Origin of the sequence: Streptomyces sp. NBC_00582, assembly GCF_036345155.1 — a bacterium.
Lineage (GTDB): Bacteria > Actinomycetota > Actinomycetes > Streptomycetales > Streptomycetaceae > Streptomyces.
This window is the reverse complement of record NZ_CP107772.1, coordinates 2,758,731-2,784,802: the sequence shown is the minus strand read 5'-3', so window position 1 is coordinate 2,784,802 and position 26,072 is coordinate 2,758,731. Positions and strand designations below refer to the sequence as shown.

At 74.7% G+C, this 26,072-nt stretch carries 22 protein-coding genes; 8 read left to right on the top strand and 14 right to left on the bottom strand.

Annotated features, from left to right (window positions below):
• Positions 1-8: 8 nt before the first annotated feature.
• The 10 genes from OG852_RS12105 to OG852_RS12060 are packed head-to-tail and all read right to left on the bottom strand — an operon-like array spanning position 9 to position 10,408.
• The gene (locus tag OG852_RS12105; protein ID WP_330347926.1) at positions 9-980 is read right to left on the bottom strand and encodes a glycosyltransferase family 9 protein; all 972 of its coding nucleotides are present in this window, start codon (positions 978-980) and stop codon (positions 9-11) included.
• The gene (locus tag OG852_RS12100) at positions 977-2,392 is read right to left on the bottom strand and encodes a PfkB family carbohydrate kinase (RefSeq protein WP_133917788.1); all 1,416 of its coding nucleotides are present in this window, start codon (positions 2,390-2,392) and stop codon (positions 977-979) included. The genes OG852_RS12105 and OG852_RS12100 overlap by 4 nt, the downstream gene beginning before the upstream one ends.
• On the bottom strand, positions 2,389-3,012 hold the full coding sequence (locus tag OG852_RS12095; protein ID WP_133917787.1) for a D-sedoheptulose-7-phosphate isomerase: 624 nt from the start codon (positions 3,010-3,012) through the stop codon (positions 2,389-2,391). The genes OG852_RS12100 and OG852_RS12095 overlap by 4 nt, the downstream gene beginning before the upstream one ends.
• Complete coding sequence (locus OG852_RS12090) at positions 3,009-4,244, bottom strand: glycosyltransferase (RefSeq protein WP_133917786.1); 1,236 nt, start codon at positions 4,242-4,244, stop codon at positions 3,009-3,011. Before OG852_RS12090 ends, OG852_RS12095 begins: the two co-directional genes overlap by 4 nt.
• Positions 4,241-5,203: a glycosyltransferase gene (locus OG852_RS12085; RefSeq protein ID WP_330347925.1), complete on the bottom strand. Its 963-nt coding sequence runs from the start codon at positions 5,201-5,203 to the stop codon at positions 4,241-4,243. Before OG852_RS12085 ends, OG852_RS12090 begins: the two co-directional genes overlap by 4 nt.
• Complete coding sequence (locus tag OG852_RS12080; protein WP_133917784.1) at positions 5,200-6,207, bottom strand: glycosyltransferase family 9 protein; 1,008 nt, start codon at positions 6,205-6,207, stop codon at positions 5,200-5,202. The genes OG852_RS12085 and OG852_RS12080 overlap by 4 nt, the downstream gene beginning before the upstream one ends.
• Positions 6,204-6,734: a D-glycero-alpha-D-manno-heptose-1,7-bisphosphate 7-phosphatase gene (locus tag OG852_RS12075; protein WP_133917783.1), complete on the bottom strand. Its 531-nt coding sequence runs from the start codon at positions 6,732-6,734 to the stop codon at positions 6,204-6,206. The genes OG852_RS12080 and OG852_RS12075 overlap by 4 nt, the downstream gene beginning before the upstream one ends.
• The gene (locus OG852_RS12070) at positions 6,731-7,768 is read right to left on the bottom strand and encodes a glycosyltransferase family 2 protein (protein WP_133917782.1); all 1,038 of its coding nucleotides are present in this window, start codon (positions 7,766-7,768) and stop codon (positions 6,731-6,733) included. Before OG852_RS12070 ends, OG852_RS12075 begins: the two co-directional genes overlap by 4 nt.
• The gene (locus OG852_RS12065) at positions 7,765-9,399 is read right to left on the bottom strand and encodes a carbamoyltransferase family protein (RefSeq protein WP_330347924.1); all 1,635 of its coding nucleotides are present in this window, start codon (positions 9,397-9,399) and stop codon (positions 7,765-7,767) included. Before OG852_RS12065 ends, OG852_RS12070 begins: the two co-directional genes overlap by 4 nt.
• 31 nt (positions 9,400-9,430) lie before the next feature.
• Positions 9,431-10,408 (bottom strand): NAD-dependent epimerase/dehydratase family protein, encoded by a 978-nt coding sequence (locus tag OG852_RS12060; RefSeq protein WP_133917780.1) that lies wholly within the window; start codon positions 10,406-10,408, stop codon positions 9,431-9,433.
• 552 nt (positions 10,409-10,960) lie between these two features.
• Here OG852_RS12060 and OG852_RS12055 point away from each other — a divergent pair.
• The 6 genes from OG852_RS12055 (at position 10,961) to OG852_RS12030 (ending at position 16,844) form a co-directional block, all read left to right on the top strand.
• Positions 10,961-12,214 carry an MFS transporter gene (locus tag OG852_RS12055; protein ID WP_166663800.1) on the top strand — a complete coding sequence of 418 codons (1,254 nt, stop codon included), beginning with the start codon at positions 10,961-10,963 and terminating at the stop codon, positions 12,212-12,214.
• A gap of 175 nt (positions 12,215-12,389) precedes the next feature.
• Positions 12,390-13,592 carry a cytochrome P450 gene (locus tag OG852_RS12050; RefSeq protein ID WP_133917778.1) on the top strand — a complete coding sequence of 401 codons (1,203 nt, stop codon included), beginning with the start codon at positions 12,390-12,392 and terminating at the stop codon, positions 13,590-13,592.
• Positions 13,589-13,828, top strand: coding sequence for a ferredoxin (locus OG852_RS12045; protein ID WP_133917777.1), 240 nt, complete (start codon positions 13,589-13,591; stop codon positions 13,826-13,828). Before OG852_RS12050 ends, OG852_RS12045 begins: the two co-directional genes overlap by 4 nt.
• 93 nt (positions 13,829-13,921) lie before the next feature.
• Positions 13,922-14,542, top strand: coding sequence for a dihydrofolate reductase family protein (locus OG852_RS12040; protein ID WP_133917776.1), 621 nt, complete (start codon positions 13,922-13,924; stop codon positions 14,540-14,542).
• Between the two features lie 74 nt (positions 14,543-14,616).
• Positions 14,617-15,780, top strand: a complete 1,164-nt coding sequence (locus OG852_RS12035; RefSeq protein ID WP_133917775.1) for a winged helix DNA-binding domain-containing protein — start codon at positions 14,617-14,619, stop codon at positions 15,778-15,780.
• A gap of 110 nt (positions 15,781-15,890) precedes the next feature.
• Positions 15,891-16,844 carry an IS481 family transposase gene (locus OG852_RS12030; RefSeq protein WP_330347923.1) on the top strand — a complete coding sequence of 318 codons (954 nt, stop codon included), beginning with the start codon at positions 15,891-15,893 and terminating at the stop codon, positions 16,842-16,844.
• Positions 16,845-16,945: 101 nt separating this feature from the next.
• Here OG852_RS12030 and OG852_RS12025 read toward each other — a convergent pair whose 3' ends face one another.
• The 3 genes from OG852_RS12025 to OG852_RS12015 all read right to left on the bottom strand — a co-directional run bounded on the left by OG852_RS12025 (position 16,946) and on the right by OG852_RS12015 (position 21,917).
• Positions 16,946-17,737 (bottom strand): S1 family peptidase, encoded by a 792-nt coding sequence (locus OG852_RS12025; RefSeq protein ID WP_133917774.1) that lies wholly within the window; start codon positions 17,735-17,737, stop codon positions 16,946-16,948.
• A 235-nt stretch (positions 17,738-17,972) separates the two neighbouring features.
• Complete coding sequence (locus OG852_RS12020) at positions 17,973-20,792, bottom strand: ATP-binding protein (protein WP_330347922.1); 2,820 nt, start codon at positions 20,790-20,792, stop codon at positions 17,973-17,975.
• Between the two features lie 279 nt (positions 20,793-21,071).
• Positions 21,072-21,917, bottom strand: a complete 846-nt coding sequence (locus OG852_RS12015; RefSeq protein WP_166663799.1) for a helix-turn-helix transcriptional regulator — start codon at positions 21,915-21,917, stop codon at positions 21,072-21,074.
• A gap of 150 nt (positions 21,918-22,067) precedes the next feature.
• Between OG852_RS12015 and OG852_RS12010 the strand changes: the two genes are divergently transcribed.
• Both OG852_RS12010 and OG852_RS12005 read left to right on the top strand, forming a co-directional pair.
• Complete coding sequence (locus tag OG852_RS12010) at positions 22,068-23,738, top strand: AMP-binding protein (protein WP_330347921.1); 1,671 nt, start codon at positions 22,068-22,070, stop codon at positions 23,736-23,738.
• Positions 23,735-25,321, top strand: coding sequence for an AMP-binding protein (locus tag OG852_RS12005; protein WP_133917770.1), 1,587 nt, complete (start codon positions 23,735-23,737; stop codon positions 25,319-25,321). The genes OG852_RS12010 and OG852_RS12005 overlap by 4 nt, the downstream gene beginning before the upstream one ends.
• On the opposite strand, the gene OG852_RS12000 is transcribed toward OG852_RS12005, so the two are convergent.
• Positions 25,309-26,046 (bottom strand): hypothetical protein, encoded by a 738-nt coding sequence (locus tag OG852_RS12000; protein ID WP_133917769.1) that lies wholly within the window; start codon positions 26,044-26,046, stop codon positions 25,309-25,311. The genes OG852_RS12005 and OG852_RS12000 overlap by 13 nt on opposite strands.
• Positions 26,047-26,072 lie beyond the last annotated feature (26 nt).

Sequence of the window (26,072 nt, the reverse complement as noted above, 5' to 3'; positions counted from 1 at the left end):
CCCCGACGTCAGTCCCAGGTCTCCCGGCCCCGGGCGAGCAGGGTCAGTGAAGCGGCAGCCGCCTCCTCGACGTCGATCCGCAGCAGCCGGGGGTCGGGGCGCGTGCCGTGCGGGTCACCGGGTGGGCCCGGCTTCCACAGCGCGACGTGGCGTGCGGTGCGGGGCGGGCCCCACAGGCGCGGCGACACGGGACCGAACAGGGTGACGGACGGCGTGGCGTGGGCCACCGCGAGATGGGCGAGGCCGGTGTCCCCGCTCACCACCAGCGCGGCCCGGGCCACCAGGGCCGACAGCCGCGGGAACGGCAGCCCGCCCCGCAGGACGTCCCCGGCGGGCAGCCGGACGCGCTGGGCGACCTCCAGGACCAGGGCGTCCTCCTTCGGGCCGCCGGTGACGACGACCCGGTGACCGGCCGCCCGCAGGGTCCGGGCGAGGTCCGCGAAACGCTCCGCCGGCCAGCGCCGGGAGGGGGCCTCCGCCCCGGGGTGGACGACCACGGCCCCCGGCGCCGGCGACGGCGTGGCCGGTGCGGGCAGGCGTACGTCGTCCGGGTCGGCGGCGATGCCGTACGCGGCGAGGAAACCGCACCAGCGCTCGCGCTCGTGCTCGTCCGCCCGCCACACCGGGGGACGGGCCGGAGAGGGGTCTGGCTGGGCGTAGGCCAGCAGCCGGCGGGGGGCGAGGGCGGCCAGCGCGTCACGGCTCTCCGGTCCGTTGCCGTGCAGGTCGATCGCCACCTCCGGGGGGCCGCCCGGCCAGCCCTCCAGCACCGGCACCGCCCGGTGCGGCGCCTCGGCCGGGAGGACCGCGTCCACCGCCCCGGTGGCCGACGCGGCCTGCGCGAGCGCCGCCGGGAGGGCGAGGACCACCCGGTGCGTTGGGAAGGCACGCCGGACGCCCCGCAGCGCGGGCACCCCGGTCAGCAGATCGCCCAGACCGAGGGCGCGCAGCACCAGCACCCTGGGTGGCGCCGAGGTCACCGCGGACGCCCGCTCGGCCGCGGGCCGGAGGCCGCCCGCCGGGCCAGGCCCGTGGTGGACCGGCCGTCCAGGTAGGGGAACAGCACCACCTGTCCGCCCCAGCTCTCCACCAGCGGTGTCTCCGGCAGCCGGGTCAGCGCGTAGTCGCCGCCCTTGGCCCAGATGTGCGGACGCAGCTCGCCGAGCAGCCGCTCGGGGGTGTCCTCGTCGAACACGGCGACCGCGTCCACGCACTCCAGCGCCCGCAGCACCCGCACCCGGTCCGCCAGCTCGACCAGCGGCCGCCCGGGGCCCTTGCGGCGGCGCACCGAGGCGTCGGAGTTCACGCACACCACCAGGCAGTCCCCGGCCCGGCGCGCGGCCTCCAGGAGGGCCACATGACCGGCGTGCAGCAGATCGAAGCAGCCGCCGGCGGCGACGACCGTCCCGCCCGCCGCCCGGACCCGGGCCGCGGTGCCGAGCGCGCCGTCCACCGGCTCCGCACCCCCGGCCGGCTCCCGCGCGGTGTCCTCCCAGGTCAGCGAGCGCACCCCGCCCTCGCTCACATACCGGGTGGCCGCGTGCACGGCGGCCCGCACCGCGGTCTCGGTGAGCTCGCCGTCGGCCAGCAGCCCGGCGGCGGCCGCCGCGAAGCGGTCACCGGCACCGCAGGCGTCGCCCTCGGCGGTCACCGGCGACGGCAGCAGCAGCGGTGTCTCCCCGTGCGACAGCAGCGCGCCCCGCCCGCCCAGCGTGACGGCCACCGACGCCGCCCCCCACCGGCGCACCAGCGTCCCCGCGTCCCGCGCCGCGCACTGCAACGCCGTACCCCCTCCGGGTTCCGGGGCGGTGGCGAACCGCCCGGCGAAGCCACGGGCCTCTGCCGCGGAGGGCGTCGCCAGCCGCACCCCGCGCACCGGCGCCTCCCCCCGCGGATGCGGATCCCAGACGACGGGCCGGTGCGCGCTCGCCTCGGCCAGGGCCTCGCGCAGCGCGTCGGCGGTGCCGCGCCCGTAGTCGGAGACGAGGACGGCACCGGCCTCCGTGACCGCCCGGCGTGCCTCGTCGGTCGGGCCGACGGCCCGCCCGTCGCCGTCGTCCAGCCGCAGCAGGGGCCTGCTCCCGGCGAGGACGCGGGTCTTGCTGGACAGCGGACCGGTGAGGGGCAGCCGGATCAGCCGGACGCGGTCCGCGAGCAGCCGGGTCAGACAGGTGCTGCTGTCGTCCTCGCCCAGCCCGGTCACCAGGGTGACGGGCCGGCCGTCGGCCGCGGCGAGGCACGCCGCGAGCGCGGCCCCGCCCGGCCGGCTCACGCGCCGTGCCCCGCTGACCACCGGCACGGGCGCGTCGGGTGCCAGCCGCTCCGCCCGCCCGCACACGTCGTGGTCGAGCAGCGCGTCCCCCACGACGAGCAGCGGCGCCGGGGTGCTCACGGGTCCTCCTGCCCGGGCCCGCCCGCCCCGGCCACGGCCCGGTCGAAGGACTCGCAGAGCATGTGGACGGCCACCAGGTGCAGTTCCTGGACGGTGGCGGAGGTCGCCGCGTCCACGCACAGGCGTTCGTCCGCGCCGCCCTCCAGGGGGTTCGGCGCGGGACCGGTCAGGGCCCACACGGTCATCCCGAGGCGGTGCGCCTCCTTGGCGGCCACCAGCAGATTGGCGCTGGCCCCGCTGGTCGACAGCAGCACCAGCACGTCCCCGGCCCGGCCGTGGGCGCAGACCTGGCGGGCGAAGATCTCCTGGACGCCGTAGTCGTTGGCGATGGCCGTGGTCGAGGACGTGTCGGCGTGCAGGGCGAGCGCGGAGAACGGCGGCCGGTCGTCGCGGTAGCGGCCGACCAGCTCGGCGCTCAGGTGCTGCGCCTGGGCGGCGCTGCCGCCGTTGCCGGCGACGAGTAGCCGGCAGCCCGCCGCCAGCCGGGAGGCGAGGCAGGCGCCCCAGCGCTCGACGACGGGGGCCGCGTAGCAGCGGAACCCTTCGAGGGCCTCCATGAGGTCGTCGCAGTGCGCGACCCGGGTCCGCGGGGCACGCGGAGTGTCGGTGGCGAGTTTCATCGCAGGGCTCCCGTCAGGGCGGGGACGGCGGAGACGGCGCCGTACACCCGGGTCACGCCGTCGGCCACGCGGTCCCAGGTGTAGCGGGCGAGGACGCGGCGCCGGCCGGCGGCACCGTAGCGGGCCAGCCGGGCGGGGTCGCCGAGCAGGCCGCGGACGGCGGCGGCGAGGTCGTGGGTGTCGTCGGGGGACACCAGGAAGCCGGTGACGTCGTGGACGACGGTGTCGAGCTGCCCGCCGACGGCGGTCGCCAGCACGGGCGCGCAGCAGGCCATGGCCTCGACGGGGACGATGCCGAAGGGCTCGTACAGGGGAACGGACAGCACGAGGTCCGCGCCGGACATCAGCCGGGGCATCCGCGCCGGGGTGACCCCGCCCAGCAGGGTCACCCGGTCGGCGACCCCGCACTCCTCGGCGAGCGCCCGCAGCCGTTCGGCCTCCGGTTCGGCGCCGAGCAGGGCGGGTTCGGGGCCGCCGGCGACGAGGAGTTCGGCGTCGGGGACGTCGGCGAGGGCGCGGATCGCGCGGTCGAAGCCCTTGCGCGGCACGAGCCGTCCGACGGTGAGCAGCCGGTGGGGCGCCCCGGCGGGCCGGCGGGCTCCGGCGACCGGTGCGAAGTGCTCGGGGTCCACCCCGCAGGGCACGACATGGATGCGCTCGCGGGGCAGGCCCATGGCGAGGAGTTCGCCGACCTCGTCCTCGCAGGTGGCGATGATGCCGGCGCACTCGTGGCCCACGGCCGTCTCGATGCCGATCCGTTCCTGAGGGCTGGTGTCGGCGGCGCCCTGGTACCGCTTCTTCACGGTGCCGAGCGCGTGGTACGTCTGCACCACGGGGATGCCGCGGCCGCGCGCCCCGATGACGGCGGCGAAGCCGGACATCCAGAAGTGGGCGTGCACCACGTCGGGCGGCTCCTGCGCCCACTCCCGGGCCAGCCAGGTGCCGAACTCGGGGATGTACGGCAGCAGTTCGTCCTTGGGGATGGGGGCCGGCGGTCCCGCGGGCACATGGACGACCCGCACCCCGTCGTCCGTCACGACCCGCTCGGGCGACTCCGGGTCGTCGCGGCGGGTGTAGACGACCACGTCGTGGCCGCGGCGCGCCAGCAGACGGCCCAGTTGGGCCACGTACACGTTCTGGCCGCCCGCGTCCGGGCCGCCGAGCTCGGCCAGCGGACTGGCGTGCTCGGAGACCATGGCGACGCGGCCGGCCGACGGGCGGCTGGTGCTCATCGGGTGACCTCCTTGATCAGGCGTTCCCAGTCGTCCAGGAATCGCCGCTCTCCGTGACGGGCCTGTACCGCGGCCCGGGCGGCCTCCCCCGTGCGCCGGGCGTCGACGGGGTCCGCGAGAAAGCGGCGGACGGCGTCCTCCAGCACGTCGAAGCGGTTGGAGACCACTCCGGCCTCCTCGGGCACGGCCTCGCGCACCTCGGTGGTGTCCAGGGCCACCACGGGCATCCCCAGGAACATGGCCTCCAGCAGGGACAGCCCGAGGGACGTCCACCGGACGGGGTGGAGATACAGGCGGCAGCGGGCCATCGCCGGGTGCAGTTCGCCCTGCGGCAGATCGCGGCTGCGGCAGCGGGCGGGCGGGAGGCCGAGCCGGTCGGCGAGTCCTTCCGTGCGCATGCCGAACACGTCGAGCGGGACCGTGCGCGCGAACACGGGCAGCAGGTCCGTCCCGGTCGTCCGGCCGCGCCGTACCGGCTCGTTGACGACGACGGCCGCGCGCGGCTCCTCGCCGGTCCACAGCGGGCCGGGGTCGATGACGCCGTGCTCGATCACCTCGGTCGGGGCCCGGCCGTTGTCCCACATCAGCCGGTTGAAGTGGGTGACGTGCACGAGCGGGACGTCGTCGCGGTCGGCGAGCGGGTGCCGGGTGTCGACGGCCGACCCGTGCGGGCAGTTGTGCTCGACGTACACGGCGGGCACGTCGACGCCGGGCCGGCGGCCCGTCCAGCGCCGGGCGAGGGCGAGCTCGTGCGGCCGTTGCAGGACCATCAGGTCGATGTCCGCCGTGCCCAGCTCCTCGGGCGGCACCTCCCGCACCCCGGGCGGCCAGCGCCAGGTCCGCGCCCGCCCCAGTCCGTCCGGCCCCCGGTCCGGGGTCACGGGGACGAGGAAGTCGTACGGTCCCTGGACGAACGCCGTCAGCCACGAACCGTGCACATGCCAGACCAGGATGTTCATGAACGCTCCTCGAGCAGCTTGCGGACCGCGCAGGCGACGTCTTGGGCCGTGACGTCGTCCAGACAGGGATGGCCGGCGACGGGGCAGCGCAGGGCACGGCTGTCCGCGCAGGGCGCGCGCTGGTCGCCGAGGACCACGCTCGGCACCCCGTACGGCGCCCAGCGCTCGGCCGGCACGACGGGCGCGAACAGGGACACGACCGGGGTGCCGACGGCGGTGGCCAGATGGGCCGGGCCGGTGTTGCCGCTGACCACGACGTCGGCCGTGCGCAGGACACCCGCCAGGGTGCGCGGGTCGGTCCGGCCGCCCAGGTCCACGGCCGTGGCGCCGCTGACCCGCCGCGTCAGGTCCCGCTCGTCGGGGCCGCCGGTGACGACGACCCGGTGGCCCTCGTCGGCGAGCAGTTCGACGGCCTCGGCACAGCGGTCGGGACTCCAGGCGCGGGCGGGCGCGCTGGCGCCGGGGTGCAGGACGACGTAGGGGCCGTTGCCGGTGAGGGCGACGGTGTCGGGGGCCGGGACGACCCGCAGGCGGCCGTCGTCCCCGGCGGGAGGCGGGAAGCCCAGGGCGGCGGCCGTGTCGAGCGCGGCCTCGGCCTCGTGGCGGCCCGCCCGACGCCGGTGACGTACGTCGAGCAGCCGGCCCGGATGGTCGACGCTGTCGGCGCCGATCCGGGGGATCCCCGCCAGTCGCAGCAGCAGGGCGGTGGGCAGCGGGCTCTGATGGAAGGAGGTGAGGATCAGCGCGGTGTCGAACGCGGCCGCCCGCAGCCGCCGTACGAGACCGTCGGGGTCCGCGTCCGCCACCGACGGCGGGTCGAAGCCCTCCCACGGCGCCGCCCACACGGTCACCTCGTCGACGCCGGGCAGCAGCCGGGCCGCCGGTGCGCCGAGCGGGCCGCAGAGCAGGGTGACGTGCGCGCTGTGCGCGGCGACCGCGCGGACGGCGGGCCCGGCGAGGAGCACGTCGCCGAAGCTGTCGAGCCGGACGACCAGCGTCCTCATGGCAGCTCACCGTCCCTGAGCAGCATGCGCACCGCCGTCGGCAGGTCGGGCGTGGTGCGGGGGGCCGCCTCGATCTCCTCGGGCAGGGTCGCCGCGGTGGGCACCAGCACGGCCCGGGCACCCGCCGCGCGGGCGGCCAGGACGTCGGCGGCGATGTCGCCGACCACCACGCAGTCGCCCGGCGCCACGCCGAGGCGGCGGGCCGCCTCGATCACCAGCCCGGGGCGCGGTTTGCGGCAGGCACAGTGGTCGGCGGGGGTGTGGGGGCAGTAGACCCAGGTGCCGAGGCCGCCGAGGAGGGTGTCCGCCCGGGCGTTGACCCGGCGCACCTGCGCGTGCGTGAGCAGTCCGCGGCCGATCCCCGACTGGTTGCTGACCACGCCGGTGGGCAGACCGGCGGACCGGAGCAGGTCGAGTGCGCGGCGGGCCCCGGGCAGGAGGCGGACCCGGTCGGGGTCGCCGTTGTAGGGGACGTCCTCGACGAGGGTCCCGTCCCGGTCGAAGAGGACCGCGGCGAGCCGGCTCACGGCGCACCTCCCGCGGCCGGGGGCACCCCGCGCGTGCCCGGCAGGGGCACCGCGCGATGGTGGCGGAGCAGGCCCGTGAGGCGGTGGTGGACCGCGAGGGGCGGGATGAGGACGCTGGTGACGAGCATGGTGGCGATCTCGGGTGCGGTCCGCGGTCCGGGCCGTATCCGGGCCAGGGCGAACTCGGCCGTCCCTCCGGCCCACACCGCCGCGGCGGCGCCGGCGGCACGCCGTCGGCCGGTCAGGGCGCAGCCGAGCGCGGTGAGCGCGGCCGCGGTGACGAGGGTGTGCCGGGCGGACCGGCCGCGGGGCGCCTGGGCCCGCTGCCACCAGTCACGGCCGTGCAGCCGGGTCATCAGGACGTCGTCCGCGTTGCCGCGCTGGGCCCGCACCGACACCCAGCGGTCGGCGGGCCGCACCGGATGTCGCGTCGTACGCCGGCCCCGCCGCAGCCGCCAGCCGGCGTCGCGCACCCGCAGGGCCAGGTCGGCGTCCTCCCGGAACGCGCGGCGGAACCGCTCGTCGAAGCCCCTGACCTGCGTCAGCGCGGCCGTGCGGTAGGCCATGTCGGCGGTCGCCCAGGCCGCGCCCTCCAGGCCGGCGGTGCCCCGTTCCCAGTCGGTGGGCCTGCGGTCACGCGGGAGCGGCACGGTCAGCCGTCCCTGGACGCCGCCCGTGGCGGGGCCCGCCGCCGCGAGGTCGTGGGCGAGCAGCCGGGACCAGTCGGGCAGCACCTGGACGTCGTCGTCGAGGAACACCGTCCAGGGGGTGCCGACCGTGCGCCAGCCCGCGTTGCGGGCGGCGGCCGGGCCCCGGCCGCCGGTGCGCAGGGTGCGGACCCGGCCGCGCAGGGTCCCGGCGGCGGCGAGCGGCAGCGGCCCGCCCGGCTCGGGCCGGTCGTCCACGACGACGACCTCCTCGGGCCGGGGGCCGTCCGCCGCGGCGAGCGCCCGCAGACAGTCCGCGAGGCAGGGCCGCCCGATCGTGGGGATCACCACGGAGTGGGCGAGGGCGCCGGAGGCGGTGTCGGTCATGCGAACACCCCCGTGCGGCGCACGGCGAACGGCCCGAGGGCGAGCAGGTCCACCGGTGCGGACCCGAACACCTCCAGGGCGTCGCGGGGGTCGTCGACCATCGGCCGGCCGGCGGTGTTGAGGCTGGTGTTGACGACCACGGGGAGTCCGGTCCGACGCTCGAAGCCGTCGATCATCCGGGCCGTCAGCGGCTCCTCGGCCCGGTCCACGGTCTGGATCCGGGCCGTGCCGTCCACGTGCACGACGGCCGGGATCCGCTCCCGCCACCCGGCGGCGACCTCGTGCACGAACAGCATGTACGGGCTGGGCAGTGGCCCGTCGAAGAGCGCGGCGGCACGCTCGGCCGTCACCATCGGGGCGACCGGCCGGAACTCCTCGCGTCCCTTCACGGCGTTGAGGCGCTCCAGGTTCCGCGGATGGCCGGGGTGGGCCAGCAGCGAGCGGTGCCCGAGCGCCCGGGGGCCGTACTCGCTGCGCCCCTGGAACCAGGCCACCACGCCGTCGCGCGCGAGCTCCTCGGCGACCGTCTCGGCGATGTCGCCGGGTTCCTCGTACGGCACGGCGGCCCGCTCCAGCCAGGCCCGCAGCTCTTCGTCGCGCCAGCCGCGGCCCAGTGCGGCGGTCGGCATCGCCGCCACCGTGTCCTTGGCGTGGGCGACGTGCAGGGCGGCACCGAGCGCCGTGCCCGCGTCCCCGGCGGCGGGCTGCACCCAGATCCGGCGGAACGGCCCCTCGCGGTGCAGCCGGCTGTTCGCCACGCAGTTGAGCGCCACCCCGCCCGCGAGCGTCAGGACCTCCTCGCCGGTCCGGTCGTGCAGCCACCGCACGAGCTCCAGCAGGACCTCCTCCAGACACGCCTGGGCGCTGGCGGCCGCGTCGGCGTGCCCCTGGCTCCAGGGGGCGCCGGGCGCCCGGGCGGGCACGAGCGTCGACCAGGGGACGGGCCGGGCCAGGAAGCCGCCCGGGCCGTCCGGGCGGACGTACGCGCGCAGGTCGTCGAGGAACCGCGGGCTGCCGTACGAGGCCAGGGCCATCACCTTGAACTCGTCGCTGCTGCGCAGGAAGCCCAGATGGTCGGTGAGGTCCTCGTAGAACAGGCCCAGGGAGTCGGGCAGCGCCTGGGTGCGCAGGACGGTGAGCTCACGGTTCGCGTAGCGGCCCGCGAGGTGGGAGCCGCACTCGCCGCGGCCGTCGAGGACCAGCACCGCGCAGTCCGGGTACGGAGACGCCTGACCGGCCGACGCGGCGTGGGCGACGTGGTGCGCGACGAAGCGGACCTTGGCCGGGTCCAGGCCGGGGAGGGCCTCGGCGAGGAACTCCGGTGCCCGGCGCGCGTACTCCTGGCGGAGGTGGTCCCAGGGGTCGTCGAGGCCCAGCTCGGCGGCGGGGCGGGCGAGTGCGGGGTCGTAGGAGTAGGCCACCGCGTCCAGTTCGGACGGGGCGAGCCCGGCCTCGTCCAGGCACCAGCGGGCGGAGCGTTCGGGCAGTTCCCAGGCCGAGAAGGGGACGGGCCGCTTGCCGTGCTTGCGCCGGCTGAAGCGTTCCTCCTCCGCCGCGGCCACGATGCTGCCGTCCACGACCAGGGCGGCCGCCGGGTCGTGGAAGAGGGCGTTGATTCCCAGGACGCGCATGGAGTGCTCCCGTTGCTGGGGTCCGGCGGGGTCAGGGGCTCGGCCGGTTCGCGGCGAAGTGGGCGATGGTCTGCTTGATCCCCTCCTCCCAGGGCACCTTCGGTTCCCAGCCGAGGAGCGCGCGGGCGAGCCCGGTGTCCGGGCGGCGCCGCTGGGGGTCGTCCACGGGACGGCCGACGAACTCGATGCGGGAGGCCGACCCGGTGAGTTCCAGGACCCGGCGGGCGATGTCGACGACCGCGACCTCGTCGGTGCCGCCGATGTTCACGGGGCGCACCGAACGGCTCCCCGCCACCGCCAGCACCCCGTCGACCGTGTCGTCCACATAACAGAGGGACCGCGTCTGCAGACCGTCCCCCGCCACCGTCAGCGGCTCGCCGGCCAGGGCCTGGCAGACGAAGGTGGGCACCGCCCGCCCGTCGTGGGCCCGCATGCGCGGTCCGTACGTGTTGAACAGCCGGACGATGCCCGCGTCCGCGCCCCGCGCCCGCACATGGGCGGTGACCAGGGCCTCCGCGAAGCGTTTGGACTCGTCGTAGACACTGCGCGGGCCGACCGGGTTGACGTTTCCCCAGTAGTCCTCGCGCTGCGGGTGGACGAGCGGGTCGCCGTACACCTCGGACGTCGAGGCCAGCAGGAACCGGGCCCCGTCCCGTTCCGCCACCGTCAGCAGCGCGCGGGTGCCGGTACTGCCGGCGTCCAGGGTCTCCAGCGGGAACCGCAGGTAGTCGGCCGGGGACGCACAGCACGCGAAGTGCAGGACGAGGTCGTAGGGCCCGTTCAGGGTTTCGGGGCACCGGGGTGCGCCGACGTCGCACTCGACGAACCGGAAGCCGGGGCGTCCGTCGAGGTGGGCGACGTTCTCCCGGGATCCGGAGAGCAGATTGTCCACGCAGTCGACTTCGACACCCGAATCCAGCAGGCGCTCGCACAGATGGCTGCCGATGAATCCGGCGCCGCCGGTCACCGCGGCGCGGTGCCAGGGCGGAGAGGGGTTCGTGCTGGTCATGGGGATCCTTGGGCCGCGCGGGGCCCGGCCGGAAGGGTCCGGGAAGAGCCCGGTGAGCGGCGGAAGACTGTGTTGAAGAGGTGAAAGAGCAGGACACGCGGTGCGGGCCGATGGTCCGGGAGCGTCCCGACGGCCGCCGTTCTTCCGGCGACGCAGGGCCGGGTTCCCGTGTCAGTACGTTTCACACGTCGATGTCTGGTTCGTTCCTCTTGTCCTGATATGCCGCTCCGGCGTGGGTCGCGCGCCTGTGAGCAACCGCACTCGGCGCGGCAAGTTCCGCGCCCGGCCGGGAGGTTGGCGCTCGGACCCCGGGGCGTGGCGGGCCACCTCGGGCCCTTCTCCCGGACCGTCTGCCACGATGGTCCGCGCCGTGACCGACAAGGTGGAGCGGCCGCGCGGTGCCGCCGGCGTTCCCCGGTCCCGCCGCGTTCCTCGACCGCCGTCTCGCCCTCGGGTACCGCCTCTGTGTCTTCGTCTCCCCGTATCGCCCCCGCCCGGGCCACCGCCCCGCAGCCGTCACGCTCGCCGTGGCGGTCCCTGAAGTACCGCAGCATGCGCTGGTGGTCCGTCGCCAACCTCGTGTCGAACACCGGTACGTGGATGCAGCTCACCGTGCAGAACCTGCTCGTGCTGCAGATCACCGGATCGGCCGCCGCGACGGGCCTGTCCATGTCCGTCCAGGCGGGCCCGGCGCTGCTGATGAGCCTGGCCGGCGGGGCGGCCGTGGACCGCTGGCCGCGCAAGGTCACCGCCGCCGTCAGCCAGGTGCTGCTGGGCGCGGTCGCCTTCACGACGGCCGTACTGGTGGCGCTGGACCGGCTCGACATGACCTCCCTGCTGGTGCTGGCCGCCGTGACCGGCACGATCGCCACCGTCGACGCGCCGGCCTGCGCCCTGCTGGGCAACGACCTCGTCCCGCCGCGGGACGTGCCCTCCGCCATCGGGGTCGGCGCGCTCGTGCACAGCGCCGGGCGGCTCGCGGGCACCGCGCTGGCCGGGGTGACGGTGGCCTTCCTCGGCACGGCCGCCGCGTACGCCGCCAACGGGCTGTCGTTCCTGTTCGTGGCCGCCGTCGTGCCGTTCCTGCGCCCCGCGCCGGGCGCGGCGGCCGTACGTCCCGTCCCGGCCGACGGGGCGCGCACGGACCCCGCGGACACGATGACCGTGCGCGAGGGACTGGTGTTCTTCGCCCGCCGGCCCCGGCTTCTCGCCCTCGCGGGGATCTCCGGGATCAGCGCGGTCTTCGGCCGCAACTACGGACTCACCCTCGCCGTGCTCGTCACCGGGCCGCTCGCGGGCGGCGCCGGATCCTTCGGCACCGTCTCCACGGTGCTGGCCGTCGGCGGCATCCTGGGGGCCGTGCTCGGGGCCCGGCTGCATCGGCCGTCGGTGCGGCTCGTGGGCGTCCTGGCCGCCGTGGGCGCGCTTTTGCAGGTGGCGGTGGGGCTGGCCCCGTCGCTCGCCGTGCTGCTGGTGCTCGTGCTGCCGATGGCGGTGGCCGAGTCCGTGTCCGACACCGCGGGGACGGCGGTCCTGCAGACCGACCCGCCCTCCCACCTGCGCGGCCGGGTCCTCGGCGTGTGGAACGGCATCGGCACGGGGTGGGGCCTCGCCGGGCCTCCCGTGCTCGGCCTGCTCATGGAACTCGCCGGCGCCCGGGGTGCCCTGGTGAGCGGGGGACTCCTCGTCGCGGCCGTGATCGGCGCCGGTCTGGTCCTCGCCGCCCGCCGCACCCCGGCCCCGGTCGCCCTGCCGACCGGCCCGGCGGACGTCCCGGACCGCGAGGCCCTCGGCCGGGCCGCCTGAGGCCCTGGGGCCGCGTTCCTCCATTGCAACGCTCCGTTGCGTTCGATCTCAGCTCATTGCATCAATTTCCCCGCTCTCACCTGGGCGCGTTCCTTTCGTTCCATTGACGGTCCACTGAACGCAACGTAGCTTTCCGGCATCGTCACATACGCCGTACGCGAGATGAGGAACGGTCATGAGCGAGTCCCTCCACCACGTCGCGACCCTGCCGACGGCACGCCGGCCCGGCTGCCCCTTCGATCCTCCGGCCGAGCTGCTCGACGCCCGCGGGCACGGCCCGCTCAGCCGCTGCACCCACGTCGGCGGGAAACCGGGGTGGCTGATCACCGGCTACGACCTGGTCAGGTCGGTCCTGGCCGACCCGCGGTTCAGCTCACGCAAGGAACTGCTGAACGTCGGCGACTTCGAGATTGCCCCCGCGCCGCCCGGCGAGTTCCTCCTCACGGACGAGCCGCAGCACGGCCGCTACCGCAAGCCGCTGGTGGGCAGGTTCACGGTGCGAAGGATGCGGTTACTCACCGAGCGCATCGAGCAGATCACCGCCGACTGCCTGGACGCCATGGAGGAGGCCGGGCCGCCGACGGACCTGGTGACCGCGTTCGCCAAGCCCATCCCCACCATCGTCATCTGTGAGCTGCTGGGGGTGCCGTACGGGGACCGGGGCTCCTTCCAGGAGCAGATCGACACGTTCATGGGAGGCGCGACGAGCGACGAGGAGCTGATCGCGGCCTACACCGCGACCCAGGAGTACCTCGCGGGCCTGGTGGTCGCCAAGCGGGCGAACCCCACCGACGACGTGCTCAGCGAGCTCACCGACAGCGACCTGACCGACGAGGAACTGAAGGGGATGAGCCTCGTCCTGCTCGCCGCCGGCTTCGACACCACCGCCAACATGCTGTCCCTCGGCACCTTCGCGCTCCTGCGCAACCCGGAGCAGCTGGCCGCGCTGCGCGCCGATCCCACGCTCACCGACGCGGCCGTCGAAGAGCTGCTGCGGTATCTCAGCGTCGCCAAGACGTTCATGAGGACGGCCCTGGAGGACGTCGAGGTGGGCGGGCAGATCATCGAGGCCGGCACGACGGTCGTCCTGTCGTACAACACCGCCAACCGCGACCCCGAGCGCTTCACCGACCCGCATGTGCTCGACGTCCGTCGGCGGGACGCGGTCGGGCACCTGGCCTTCAGCCACGGCATCCACCAGTGCCTGGGCCAGCAGCTGGCCCGCGTCGAGATGCGGGTCGCGTTCCGCGCGCTGATCGACCGCTTCCCCACCCTGCGTCTGGCGGTCCCCGCCGAAGAGGTCGGCCTGCGCCCCGAGACCGCGGACATCTATGGCGTGACGAGCCTCCCCGTCACCTGGGACGAGAGGCGGTCATGAGCGCCGCGCGCCTGCGCGTCGACCGTGAGCGCTGCATCGGCGCCGGGATGTGCGCCCTGACCGCCCCCGAGGTCTTCGACCAGGACCCCGACGACGGCCGCGTCCTCCTGCTGCACCCCGATCCGCTCATCACCCGTCCCACGGCCACCCGGATGGCCGCCGGGGTGTGCCCCTCCGGGGCGCTCACCCTCCAGGACCGGCCGACGGGCCGGGACGCGGGCGGTGATCCACCATGAGGAGGAGTGCCGGGGTGCCGCCGCGGCGATGAGTCCCGGCGACGGCGCAGGTCTACCTCATGACCGGGACCACCGACGCATCGGGAGCAAGGCATGGGCCTCATCCACATCGAGCTGTTCGCCACCCTGGACCTCGTCGGGCAGGCGCCCGGCGGCCCCGACGAGGACCCGGTGGGGTTCCCGTTCGGCGGCTGGCAGGCGCCCCTGCTGGACGAGGTCGCCGGGGCGCAGATCGGCGCCGCGTACGAGGGCACGGACGCCCTCCTGCTCGGCCGGCGGACGTACGACATCTTCGCCGCCTACTGGCCGCACCAGGAGGGCGGCCAGGACGACGACATCGCCACGCTCTTCAACCGTGTCCCGAAGTACGTGGCCTCCCGCGGCCGCCCCGACCTGTCGTGGGCCGGGTCCACGCACCTCGGCCCGGACCTGGCCGGCGCGGTGCGCGAGATCCGCGACCGGCACGAGCACGTGAAGGTCGTCGGAAGCCTGAACCTGGTGCAGACCCTCCTGCGCGAGAAGCTCTTCGACCGTCTCGACCTCTGGCTGCACCCGATCGTGCTCGGCGTCGGCAAGCAGGTGTTCGACGGCGGCGCCGTCCCCACGAACCTCACCCTCCTCGCGCCCCCGGCGGCGAGCCCGAAGGGCACCGTGCACCTCCGCTACGGGCTCGCCGACGGCACACCCGCGACGGGCGACATGAGCGCACGCTGAGGCGCGGGCGGGGGCGCCGTGCGGCGGGGCACAAGAGGACAGATCCTGTCCTCGATGCCCGCTACCTTGCCCTCATGACGAAGAAGACGTCCGCGGCCGCCCCCGTGCTCTCCCCCCGCGCCCTCAACCGCGCGACCCTCGACCGGCAGTTCCTCCTGAGGCCCGCCGCGCTCGGGGTGCGGGCGGCCGTGGAACACCTGCTGGGCCTGCAGGCGCAGAACGTCACACCGCCGTACCAGGCGCTCGCCGCCCGCCTCGACGGCTTCGCCCCCGAGCGGCTCTCGGCGCCGATGGCGGACCGGGAGGTAGTGCGGATCGTCACCCTGCGCTCGACCATCCACACCCACACCGCCGACGACTGTCTCACCCTGCGGCCGTTCGTCCAGCCCGCGCGGGACCGCGAGCTGACGTACTTCCGCGCCGGCCTCGCCGGAGTGGACCTCGACCGGCTCGCCGTCCTCGCCCGCGAGCTCGTCGAGGCCGAGCCGCGCACCATGCGGCAGCTGCGCGAGGCCCTCGCCGTCGAGTGGCCGGACGCCGACCCGCAGTCGCTGGCCGTCGCCGCCCGCTGCCGGCTGCCCCTCGTCCAGGTCACCCCGCGCGGGCTGTGGGGCAGGAGCGGACAGGTCGCCCTCACCACCGCCGAACACTGGCTCGGCCGGCCCGCCGAGCCGGCCCCCGCCCCGGAGACCGTCGTCCGTCGCTATCTCGCCGCCTTCGGCCCGGCCTCCGTAAAGGACATGCAGACCTGGGCCGGACTCACCCGGCTGCGCCCGGTCTTCGAGCGCCTGCGCCCCGAACTCCTCACCTTCCGGGACGAGCACGGCACCGAACTCTTCGACCTCCCGGACGCCCCGCGCCCCGACCCGGACACCCCGGCCCCGCCCCGCTTCCTCCCCGAGTTCGACAACCTGCTGCTCTCGCACGCCGACCGCGGCCGGGTCGTCCCGCCCGCCCTGCACGGCCGCGCCTGGCAGGGCAACCAGGCCCACCGCACGCTCCTCGTCGACGGCTTCCTCGCCGGCCTGTGGAAGAGGGAGGAGGACGCCGTCGTCATCGAGCTCTTCGGCCGACTCGACCGGGCCCGGCGGGAGGCCGTGACGGCGGAGGCGGAGCGGATGCTGCGCGTGCTGCACCCGGGGACGCCGTACGACATCCGGTTCGGCACCGTCGTACCGCACCAGGGGGTGTTCCGAAAGACCGCGGGTGCTGTGCGGGACTCTCGAAACACCCTCTAGGTGTGTTGTCCCGGGACGTTGGTGACACGCGTGCTGGGTGCTTGAACAGGTGAGGGCCTTCCGGGTTCGGTGTGGATCGCGACATCTGCACCAACGCTCAGGAGGCCCTCGTGTCCCACCGTAATGCGCCGCTGACGCCGACCGGCAGGCTCCGTCTGGCCCGGTGTGTCGTGGACGACGGCTGGCCGCTGCGCCGGGCCGCGGAACGCTTCCAGGTCAGTCACACCACCGCCGCACGCTGGGCGAGCCGCTACCGGCAGCACGGCGAGGCGGGGATGCGGGACCGCTCCAGCCGCCCGCACCGTCAACCGCACCGGACACCGGCGGCGGTGGAAGAACGGGTCGTGCGGCTGCGGCGCGAGCACCGTATCGGCCCACTGCGGCTGGCCGCCCGCACCGGCGTCGCCGCCTCCACCGCCCATCGCATCCTGCGCCGGCACGGCCTGCCCGTCCTGGCCGCCGTCGACCGGGCCACCGGCGAACCCGTCCGCCGTTACGAGCGTGCACGGCCCGGCGAACTGGTCCACATCGACGTCAAGAAGCTGGGGCGGATTCCCGACGGCGGCGGGCACCGCACCCAGGGCCGCGCCGAAGGCCGACGCAACCGCACCGGGACCGGCTACGCCTACCTGCACACCGCCCTGGACGACCACTCCCGCCTGGCCTACACCGAAGACCTGCCCGACGAGACCGCCCCGACCTGCGCCGCCTTCCTCACCCGCGCCACCGCCTGGTTCGCGCAGCAAGGGATCACCGTCGAACGGGTCCTGACCGACAACGCCTGGGCCTACACCAAGAACACCTGGCGTGACACCTGCCTCGACCTGGGGATCAGTCCCCGCTGGACGAGGCCCTGGCGGCCGCAGACGAACGGCAAGGTCGAACGCTTCCACCGCACCCTGCTCGAGGAATGGGCCTACACGCGGCCCTACATGTCAGACAGCGAACGTCAGGCAGCGTTTCCCGACTGGCTGCACTGGTACAACTACCACCGACCCCACACCGGCATCGGCGGCCACCCCCCAGCCAGCCGTGTCACCAACCTGTCCGGTCAGCACATCTAGGGCATGGAGAGGGGGCGCTGCGGGCCGCTCGTGGAGGCTCGCAGCGCCCCCTGGTCGTTCGCCTGAGGGGTGCTCAGGACTTGGTGCGGGTCACCCGTTCGCTACGAGTTGACCTGCGCGGTGACGAGGCTGGAGAAGGTGGTCAGCCGGGTGTACACACCCGGGTAACCGGCCTCCGCGCAGCCCTCGCCCCATGAAGTGATCCCTGCCAGGACGCCCCCGATGAGCAGGGGACCGCCGCTGTCGCCCTGGCAGGTGTCTACGCCACCGGATGTGTATCCGGCGCAAACCATGTCGGTCGCGACGAAGTCGGAACCGTAGGAGGTGCGGCAGCTGGAGTCGGACACGATCGGGACGGTCGCGGTCCGCAGCTGGTTGGAGGAGCTGCCGTTCTCCGAGGTGGTGCCCCAGCCGAGGATGCGGGCCGTGGTGCCGGCCGCGTACACGCCGGTCTGGGAGGAGGAGACGTACGACGCCGGGGTGTACGACATCGAGGTCGCCAGGGTCAGGACGGCCACGTCGTCGCCGTTGGTGGCGTCCGTGTAGTCCGGGTTGATCCAGATCTTGCTCACCCGGCTGACCGTGCCGTTGGTGCCGTTCAGGTAGGTGCGGCCGCCGACGACCCGCACGCTGCTGGTCGTCTCGCCGACCATGCAGTGCGCCGCCGTGACCACCTTGGTCGCCGAGACCAGGGTGCCGCCGCAGAACTGGTTCTGCGAGGCGTCCGTGATCTGCATCATGAACGGGTACGCGGTCGTGGTGGTGGTCGTGCCGCCGACGATGGGCTGCGGCGCTGCGACAGCGGTGGGGGCGCTGAGCAGAGCCGTGGCCGCCGTGGCGGCGACGGCCGCGACGACGGCCGCGGCCTTCTTGGCACGGTTGAGCCCGAACATGCGTCTCCTCGTGGGGATTTGCCGGTGGGGGGTCGCGCGGGTGTGGGGGGTGATGCACGGGGGTCGCGGGACCGACCCCCGTGTGCCCGGGCGAGCGGCACATCCCAAACGCTAGGGGCCGCACAGCCTCCTCCCAATGAGGGAACCCCCTAGGGGCGTCGGGGCAGGGAAAACCCTCGGTCGGCCCGCGGGCGCCCCGCGTCAACCCGCGTACGGCAGTTAACCCCCGTGTGGCTCACTTCGCGTGACGCCCCGCCGCCAGGCGGACGATGTCCACCCGGGAGCGGATGCCCAGCTTGCGGTAGACGCGGGTCAGGGTCGCCTCGACCGTCTTGACGCTGATGAACAGCCGGGCGGCGATCTCCCGGTTCGTGGCGCCCTCCATGACGAGCGCGGCGACCTGACGCTCCATCGAGGCCAGGCCTTCGAGGGCGTCGGAGGCGGGCGGCACCTGCGGGGCGAGCGGTGTGGGCTCCGGGGCGCCCGCCGCCGCTGCCGCGTCCACCTGCCGCAGCCAGGGCAGCGCCCGGCACCGCCGGAAGAGCCGCGCCGCCTCGTCGTACGACGTGGGACCGGGCCGTCCCGTGCGCAGCCGGGCCAGCGCGAACGCGGCCCGTGCCTCCTCCAGACCGTATCCCAGCTTGGCGAGCCGGTCCTGAACGGACGTCAGCCGGGCCAGGGCCCCCTCGTGGTCGCCGTGCGCCGCCCGGACCAGGGCCTCCGCGCGGTCGAGGACGGCGAGGACACTCTCCCGGCCGAGCCGCAGGGCCTGCGCACGCGCGACGTCGATGACGTCCTGCGCCTCGCCCGGCTCGCCCACCCGGACCAGCGCCTCGGCGAGGTCGCCGTGCCAGCGGCCGCGCGCCGGGTCGGTGATGCGCAGGCCCGTCTCCAGCTCCCGCACCCGGCGCAGCGAGCCGACCGCGGCCGCCGCGTCGCCGGCCACCAACTGGGCGTGGCCCAGAGCGGCCAGGGCGCGCGAGAGGTACATCTGGTCGCCGTCCTCCTCGGCGCGCCCGGCCGCCTCCCGCGCGAGGGCGAGGGCCCGGTCCAGGTCGCCGCCGGAGGCCTCGGCGAGGGAGGCGAGCATCGCGGACGCGCCGAGGCCGATGCCGGAGTCGCGGGCCAGCCGGAGGCTCTCGCGGGACAGGTCGAGGGCCCGTCCGCAGTGCCCGGAGCGCAGTTCGGTCTCGGCGAGGAACCGCTGGAAGTGCACCTCGCTCTCGACCATGCCGCGCCGGCGCACCTCGCGCAGCAGCGCGGAGATGGTGGCGCGGGCCTCGGGCAGCTGATCGCTCATCAGCAGCCAGCGGAACCGGGCCGCGCCGACGCCGTTGTGATGGCACGCCACATACGGGTCCTGAGGTTCTTTCAGGGCGCGCTTGATGGTGGTGGGCGCGTTCGGATGGCCCATCAGGGTCTCGGTGGAGGCCTGGAAGGACAGCGACATCAGCTCGGTGCGCCGGTCGCCGCCTCGCGCGGCGAGCTCCGCCGCGTGCGCGGCCTCCTGGCGGGCCTCGGAGAAGTCCCCCTCGACGATCAGCTTGCGCCAGGCGAGGTGGTAGTGGACCAGGGCGAGCAGCCGGGGGTCGTCGCCGGCGTCGGCGAGGGCCTGCGGAAAGACGGCGTCGACGTCGCCGAGGGCCTGTCCGGCGGCCTCGATGACCACCTCCCAGGCGCGGATCCGGTCGGCGGGCACGGTGGCCCGGGTGAGCACCTCGCGGGCGATGTCCCGCGCCAGGTCCACCTCGCCGGCCGTGATCGCGTCCTCGGCGGCCTGCAGCCGGTGCTCGTCCGGGGGAGGGGTGCCGTCCGGCGGGGTGTGGCGGGCGGCGAGCAGGCCGAGGGAGGCGGCGACGGACGGGGCGCCCCGGTCGCGGGCGAGGGCCGCGGCCTCGGCGAGCCGGGCGGCGACCTCCGGGTCGGTGCCGGTGGTGGCGAGGGCCAGGTTGCGGGCCCGCTCGATCGGGTCGGAGGCGGCGGTGGACAGCGCGGCGTGCGCGGCCCGGCGCTCCTGCACGGGCGCCTCCGCGTACAGCGCCGCCGAGATCAGCGGATGCGCGAACCGTACGGCGGGACCCTCGGGCTCGGTCGCCAGCAGCCCGAGCTCGGCGGCCTGGGCGGTCTCGGCCTCGGCGTTCTCCCGGCCGGCCGCGTGCAGCAGGGCCAGGGTGGGGCGGGCGCCGGCGCTGGCCACGAGCAGGGTGCGGCGGGCCTCGTCGGAGAGCATGTCGAGGCGGCTGAGCACCAGGGCGCGCAGCGAGGTCGGCACCGGCAGCGGCTCGCCGGGGCGCGGCGGGGTCGGGTTCTCGCCGAGGGCACGGCCGAGTTCCAGGGCGAACAGGGGGTTGCCGCCGCTGGTGCGGTGGATCTCGCGGACCGTGGAGCGGGGCAGGTCGGTGTAGCCGCGGTGGTCGAGCAGGGCGGAGACCTGGTTGCGGGAGAGCGGGTTGAGGCGGACGGCGAGGGTGTCGGGCGGGGACGCGCGTAGATGGCGGTCGTACTCCTGGCCCTCGGTGCGGACCGCGCACAGCAGCTGGACGGGGGTGTCGCCGAGGCGCCGGGCGGCGAAGCCGAGGAGTTCGGCGCTGGCCGAGTCCAGCCACTGGAGGTCGTCGGCGACGAGCAGGACCGGGCCGGAGGCCGCGAGGGCGCGCAGGGCGGAGAGCACGGCGAGGCGCAGGGCGAGGCCGTCGCGCTGCAGGGTGGACTCTCCGCGGCCGGTCAGGGCCGATTCCAGGGCGGTGCGCTGGGCGGTGGGCAGCTTGTCCGAGATCTCGTCGAGGACCAGACCGAACAGATCGGCCAGGGCCAGGAAGGGGAGATGGGATTCGGACTCGGTCGCCGAGCAGCGCAACACGGTGTGGGCCGCGTCGCCGTAATCCGCGGCCAATGCCCGCAGCACGGTCGACTTTCCTATTCCGGCGGGTCCGTGGAGCAGCACACTGCCGCCGCGCACCAACTGGTCACGGGCGGAGGTGAACAGCTCCTCCCTGCCGATGACCAGGTCGGGGCGGCATCTGGCAGGCTCCTTGAAGTCCCGTCGCACGGTCACCGCTCCCCTCCGAGTGTCGTGTTCGGGCCAAATTCTAGGCAACGTCTCTTTGAAATTCGGAGGGACGGCGAGGTGAGGGAGCTAACAACGTTACGCATAAGTAAATTCACAGCCGCAGCGGTTGAATGACCAGTTGTCGTGGCAGCCCCTCCCTGGCTTGATCCGAGCGGTCCCCACCCGCCCGCGCACCCCCCGCGCGCCGGGCCTCGCGACCGGTGTGGGAGCACTCTTCCATGCCCTTGTTACCGACGGGAACCACCGTGTCGGCCCAGAAGGGCCCTAGGGCAGCAGCCCCGCCCGGCGTGCCGCGGCCACCGCCTCGCCGCGGGTGTGGGCGCCCAGCCGGCGCATCGCCGAGCGCAGGTAGGCCTTGACCGTCTCCGGGCGCAGCCCCAGACGGTCGCCCGCGGCCGCGTTCGTCGCCCCGGCCGCCACACACGCGAGGACGTCCAGCTCACGCGGGGCGAGCACGATCGGCTCCCCGGGCTCGCCCGGCGTCAGCAGACCGCAGGCCTCCAGCAGCTCCGCGCGCAGCTCCGGGTCGCCGATCCGCGGGGCCAGCGCACGCAGCGCGGCATGCGCCTCGCGGACCTGCCCCCAGCCCGGCCCCGGCCCCGGCCCCGGTGCGGTGCCGAGGGGCGTCCGCGTCCCGGCCTCGGACAGCAGACCGCGCGCCTCGTCCTCGACGACCAGCGCCTGCTCCACGTCCCGCGCCACGTCCACCGCCGCGCTCAGCGTGCGGTCGCCCAGCGGCTGGGCGGTGCGCAGCGCGCCGTAGAGCACCCCGCGCACCCGGCGCCGTACCACCACCGGGATCGCCAGCACCGAGCGCAGCCCCTCCTCGGCGACCGCCGCGTCGTACTCGTGGCTGATCTGCTGGGAGAGCGAGTAGTCGGTCACCGCGCACGGACGGGCCCGCTCCACCGCCTTGCCGCCGAGGCCGTTGCCGGCCGTCACCACCACACCCCGCAGCGCGAGCGTGGCCGCGCCGCTGAACTCGCTGATCCGCATCCGGGCACGCCCCGGCTCCACCAGGCCGCCGAAGGCGACCGGCAGCCCCGTCGTACGCCGCAGGCGCGCCAGCGCCCCGCGGATCTCCGTCGTACCGGCTGGGTCTGCTGCCACGTCCTCGCCCTTTCCGCGTGGCTGGGGATGATCCCACATGTCACCCCCGCGCGCCGCACTCCCCCCGTTCGGGGGTAGTGAGACCCGCATCACGGATTACACGATGGGAGAGAGCCGCCCGGCAATGGTCCGGCACCGAGGAGGACACCGATGACGACGGCCACCGAGCAGTTCCGCAGGGCACGGGACTTCCTGCTCGCCCACCGCGAGGACTACACCGCCGCCCACGAGGGCTTCACCTGGCCCCGCCCCGAGCACTTCAACTGGGCCCTGGACTGGTTCGACGTCATCGCGGAGGACAACGACCGCACCGCCCTGCACATCGTCGAGGAGGACGGCACCGGGACCCGGCTGACCTTCGCCGAGCTCTCCGACCGCTCCGACCGGGTCGCGAACTGGCTGCGCGGGCGCGGGGTCGCCTCCGAGGACCGGATCCTCGTCATGCTCGGCAACCAGTCCGAGCTGTGGGAGACCGCGCTGGCCGCGATGAAGCTGCGCGCCGTCGTCATCCCCGCCACCCCGCTGCTCGGCCCCGCCGACCTGCGCGACCGCGTGGAGCGCGGCCGGGTCCGGCACGTCCTCGTGCGCTCCGAGGACGCCGCCAAGTTCGACGACGTCCCCGGCGACTACACCCGGATCGCGGTCGGCGGCGCGCCCGAGGGCTGGCAGACGTACGAGGACGCGTACGCCGCGCCCGCCGGCTTCACCCCCGACGGCCCCACCCTCGCCGACGACCCGCTGATGCTGTACTTCACCTCCGGCACGACCGCCCGCCCCAAGCTGGTCGAGCACACCCACACCTCGTACCCGGTCGGGCACCTCGCGACGATGTACTGGATCGGCCTCCAGCCCGGTGACGTGCATCTGAACATCTCCTCGCCGGGCTGGGCCAAGCACGCCTGGTCGAACCTCTTCGCGCCCTGGAACGCGGAGGCGACCGTCTTCATCCACAACTACACGCGCTTCGACCCGGCCCGGCTGATGGCGGAGATGGACCGGGCCGGCGTCACCACCTTCTGCGCGCCCCCGACCGTGTGGCGCATGCTCATCCAGGCCGACCTGACCCAGCTCGCCACCCCGCCGAGGGAGGTGGTGGCGGCCGGCGAGCCGCTCAACCCCGAGGTGATCGAACAGGTGCGACGGGCGTGGGGGGTGACGATCCGGGACGGCTTCGGGCAGACGGAGACGGCCGTGCAGGTCGCCAACAGCCCCGGGCAGGAGCTGAAGACCGGCTCGATGGGCCGGCCGAGCCCCGGCTACCGGGTGGAGCTGCTGGATCCCCTCTCGGGAGCGCCCGGCGCGACGGAGGGCGAGATCGCGCTCGACCTGTCGGCCCGGCCGGTGGGCCTGATGACCGGCTACCACGGCGATCCGGAGCGTACGGCGGAGGCGATGGCCGGCGGCTACTACCGCACCGGCGACATCGGCGCCCGCGACGCCGACGGCTACATCACCTACGTGGGCCGCGCCGACGACGTCTTCAAGGCCTCCGACTACAAGATCAGCCCCTTCGAGCTGGAGAGCGCGCTGCTGGAGCACGAGGCGGTGGCCGAGGCGGCCGTCGTGCCCGCGCCGGACGAGCTGCGCCTCGCCGTGCCGAAGGCGTACGTGGTCCTCGCGGAGGGCTGGGAGCCCGGTCCGGACACGGCGAAGGTGCTGTTCGAGCACTCCCGGGAGGTCCTCGCCCCCTACAAGCGCATCCGCCGCCTGGAGTTCGCCCCGCTGCCCAAGACCGTCTCCGGCAAGATCCGCCGGATCGAGCTGCGGGAGGCGACGGCGGCGGGCTCGGCCGACGAGTTCCGCGAGGAGGACTTCCGGTGACGGGGACCTCCTACACGCACGGGACCGGCGGGACGGCCCTGCTCGGAGACACGATCGGCGCCAACCTGGACCGTGCCGTCGCCGCCTGGCCCGACCGCGAGGCACTCGTGGACGTGCCCTCGGGACGGCGCTGGACCTACGCCCGGTTCGCCGCCGACGTGGACGAGCTGGCGTACGCGCTGCTCGCGAGCGGGATCACCAAGGGCGACCGGGTGGGCATCTGGGCGGTCAACTGTCCGGAGTGGGTCCTGGTCCAGTACGCCACCGCCCGCATCGGCGCGATCATGGTGAACATCAACCCCGCCTACCGCACCCACGAGGTGGAGTACGTCCTCAACCAGGCCGGCGTCCGTCTGCTCGTCGCCTCCCTCAGCCACAAGACCAGCGACTACCGGGCGATGGTCGATCAGGTGCGGGGAAGCTGCCCGGAGCTGACGGAGACCGTCTTCATCGGCGATCCGAGCTGGGAGGCCCTGATCGCGCGGGCCACACCGGTGCCGTTCGAGGACCTGTCCTGCGACGACCCGATCAACATCCAGTACACCTCGGGGACGACGGGCTTCCCCAAGGGCGCGACCCTCTCCCACCACAACATCCTCAACAACGGTTACTTCGTGGGCGAGATGATCGCCTACACCGAGCAGGACCGGATCTGCATCCCGGTGCCCTTCTACCACTGCTTCGGGATGGTGATGGGCAATCTCGCGGCCACCTCCCACGGCGCCTGCATGGTGATCCCGGCCCCCTCCTTCGACCCGCGGGCCACCCTGGAGGCGGTCCAGCGGGAGCGGTGCACCTCCCTCTACGGCGTCCCGACCATGTTCATCGCGGAGCTGGGCCTGCCCGACTTCGCGTCGTACGACGTCTCCTCCCTGCGCACCGGCATCATGGCGGGCTCGCCGTGCCCGGTGGAGGTGATGAAGCGGGTCGTCACGGAGCTCAACATGGCCGAGGTGTCGATCTGTTACGGCATGACGGAGACCTCGCCCGTCTCCACCCAGACCCGCCGTGACGACGACCTGGAGCACCGCACCGGCACGGTCGGCCGGGTCCTGCCGCACGTCGAGGTGAAGGTCGTCGACCCGGCGACAGGGGTCACGCAACCGCGCGGCAGGGCGGGGGAGTTGTGCACCCGCGGCTACAGCGTGATGCTCGGCTACTGGAACGAGCCCGGGAAGACCGCCGAGGCGATCGACGCGGGCCGCTGGATGCACACCGGGGACCTGGCGGTGATGCGCGAGGACGGCTATGTGGAGATCGTCGGCCGGATCAAGGACATGATCATCCGGGGTGGCGAGAACATCTACCCGCGCGAGATCGAGGAGTTCCTCTACGGCCACCCGAAGATCCGGGACGTCCAGGTCGTCGGCGTCCCGCACGAGCGGTACGGCGAGGAGGTCCTCGCCTGCGTGATCCCCCGGGACGCCGCGGACCCGCTCACCCTGGAGGAACTGCGCGCCTACTGCGAGGGGCGGCTCGCGCACTACAAGGTCCCCAGCAGGCTCCAGGTGCTGGAGGCGTTCCCGATGACCGTGTCCGGGAAGGTGCGCAAGATCGAACTGCGGGAGACCTACGGCGGTTGAGCCCGCCGGTGGCCGTCGTCCCGGAGGACCTCGGCCTCCAGGGCGGCGGCCGCCGCGTTCACGGGTCGCGCGGTGCCCGTCGGATCGAGCAGGAACAGCGGGACGCGCAGCCGGTCGGCGCCCGCGCGGGCCTCGTCGGCGTACCCGGCGAGGCAGAAGTAGACGCAGTCCGCGGACTCGGTCATCGCCGTGAGCCACAGACACTCCACGTCCCGCAGCGCGGCCGGGCGCACACTCGGGTCGACCTGGGCGAGCAGGCCGGGGGCGGCGAGACCGATCCCGCGGGTGGGCCGCTGATCGGCCCGCCGCACCTCGCCGTGGCCGAGCCGGCGCAGATACAGGGCGGCGGCGGTGACCGCGTCCAGGGCGGTCCGGATGACGACGGGCCGGGCGGCGGGGGTCCCGGGTTCCCGCTCCCGGGGCGGTGTCCCTCGGGCCCCTCCTGCTCCTCCGGCCCCTCCCGTTCCTCCGGTCACCGGGAGCCGCAGTGCCGTCCCGCAGGGGCAGCCCAGCTCCGGGTGCGGCCACTGGCCGGCGCGGCCGCAGGATCCGCAGTGCAGGGTGATCCAGTCCTCGTCCCAGGCGCGGTGCACGACGGCGGTCGGCGCCGCCCCCTGATCGAGCGCGGGGGTGACGGGGACACCGCAGGCGCACAGATAGGACGGCACGGTGTAGAGACGCTCGCGCCGGCAGGCCGGGCAGCGCACCGCCACGCTCTCGGACATGGCCCCATCGTCCTCCTCCCTCCCCC

Bases quoted from the DNA above. Each gene is read 5' to 3' on its own strand.
- OG852_RS12080 (WP_133917784.1), bottom strand. From the start codon at position 6,207: ATGAGGACGCTGGTCGTCCGGCTCGACAGCTTCGGCGACGTGCTCCTC.
- OG852_RS12060 (WP_133917780.1), bottom strand. From the start codon at position 10,408: ATGACCAGCACGAACCCCTCTCCGCCCTGGCACCGCGCCGCGGTGACC.
- OG852_RS12040 (WP_133917776.1), top strand. From the start codon at position 13,922: ATGGGCCTCATCCACATCGAGCTGTTCGCCACCCTGGACCTCGTCGGG.
- OG852_RS12035 (WP_133917775.1), top strand. From the start codon at position 14,617: ATGACGAAGAAGACGTCCGCGGCCGCCCCCGTGCTCTCCCCCCGCGCC.
- OG852_RS12050 (WP_133917778.1), top strand. From the start codon at position 12,390: ATGAGCGAGTCCCTCCACCACGTCGCGACCCTGCCGACGGCACGCCGG.
- OG852_RS12095 (WP_133917787.1), bottom strand. From the start codon at position 3,012: ATGAAACTCGCCACCGACACTCCGCGTGCCCCGCGGACCCGGGTCGCG.
- OG852_RS12065 (WP_330347924.1), bottom strand. From the start codon at position 9,399: ATGCGCGTCCTGGGAATCAACGCCCTCTTCCACGACCCGGCGGCCGCC.
- OG852_RS12045 (WP_133917777.1), top strand. From the start codon at position 13,589: ATGAGCGCCGCGCGCCTGCGCGTCGACCGTGAGCGCTGCATCGGCGCC.
- OG852_RS12000 (WP_133917769.1), bottom strand. From the start codon at position 26,046: ATGTCCGAGAGCGTGGCGGTGCGCTGCCCGGCCTGCCGGCGCGAGCGT.
- OG852_RS12070 (WP_133917782.1), bottom strand. From the start codon at position 7,768: ATGACCGACACCGCCTCCGGCGCCCTCGCCCACTCCGTGGTGATCCCC.
- OG852_RS12055 (WP_166663800.1), top strand. From the start codon at position 10,961: ATGCGCTGGTGGTCCGTCGCCAACCTCGTGTCGAACACCGGTACGTGG.
- OG852_RS12090 (WP_133917786.1), bottom strand. From the start codon at position 4,244: ATGAGCACCAGCCGCCCGTCGGCCGGCCGCGTCGCCATGGTCTCCGAG.
- OG852_RS12010 (WP_330347921.1), top strand. From the start codon at position 22,068: ATGACGACGGCCACCGAGCAGTTCCGCAGGGCACGGGACTTCCTGCTC.
- OG852_RS12025 (WP_133917774.1), bottom strand. From the start codon at position 17,737: ATGTTCGGGCTCAACCGTGCCAAGAAGGCCGCGGCCGTCGTCGCGGCC.
- OG852_RS12085 (WP_330347925.1), bottom strand. From the start codon at position 5,203: ATGAACATCCTGGTCTGGCATGTGCACGGTTCGTGGCTGACGGCGTTC.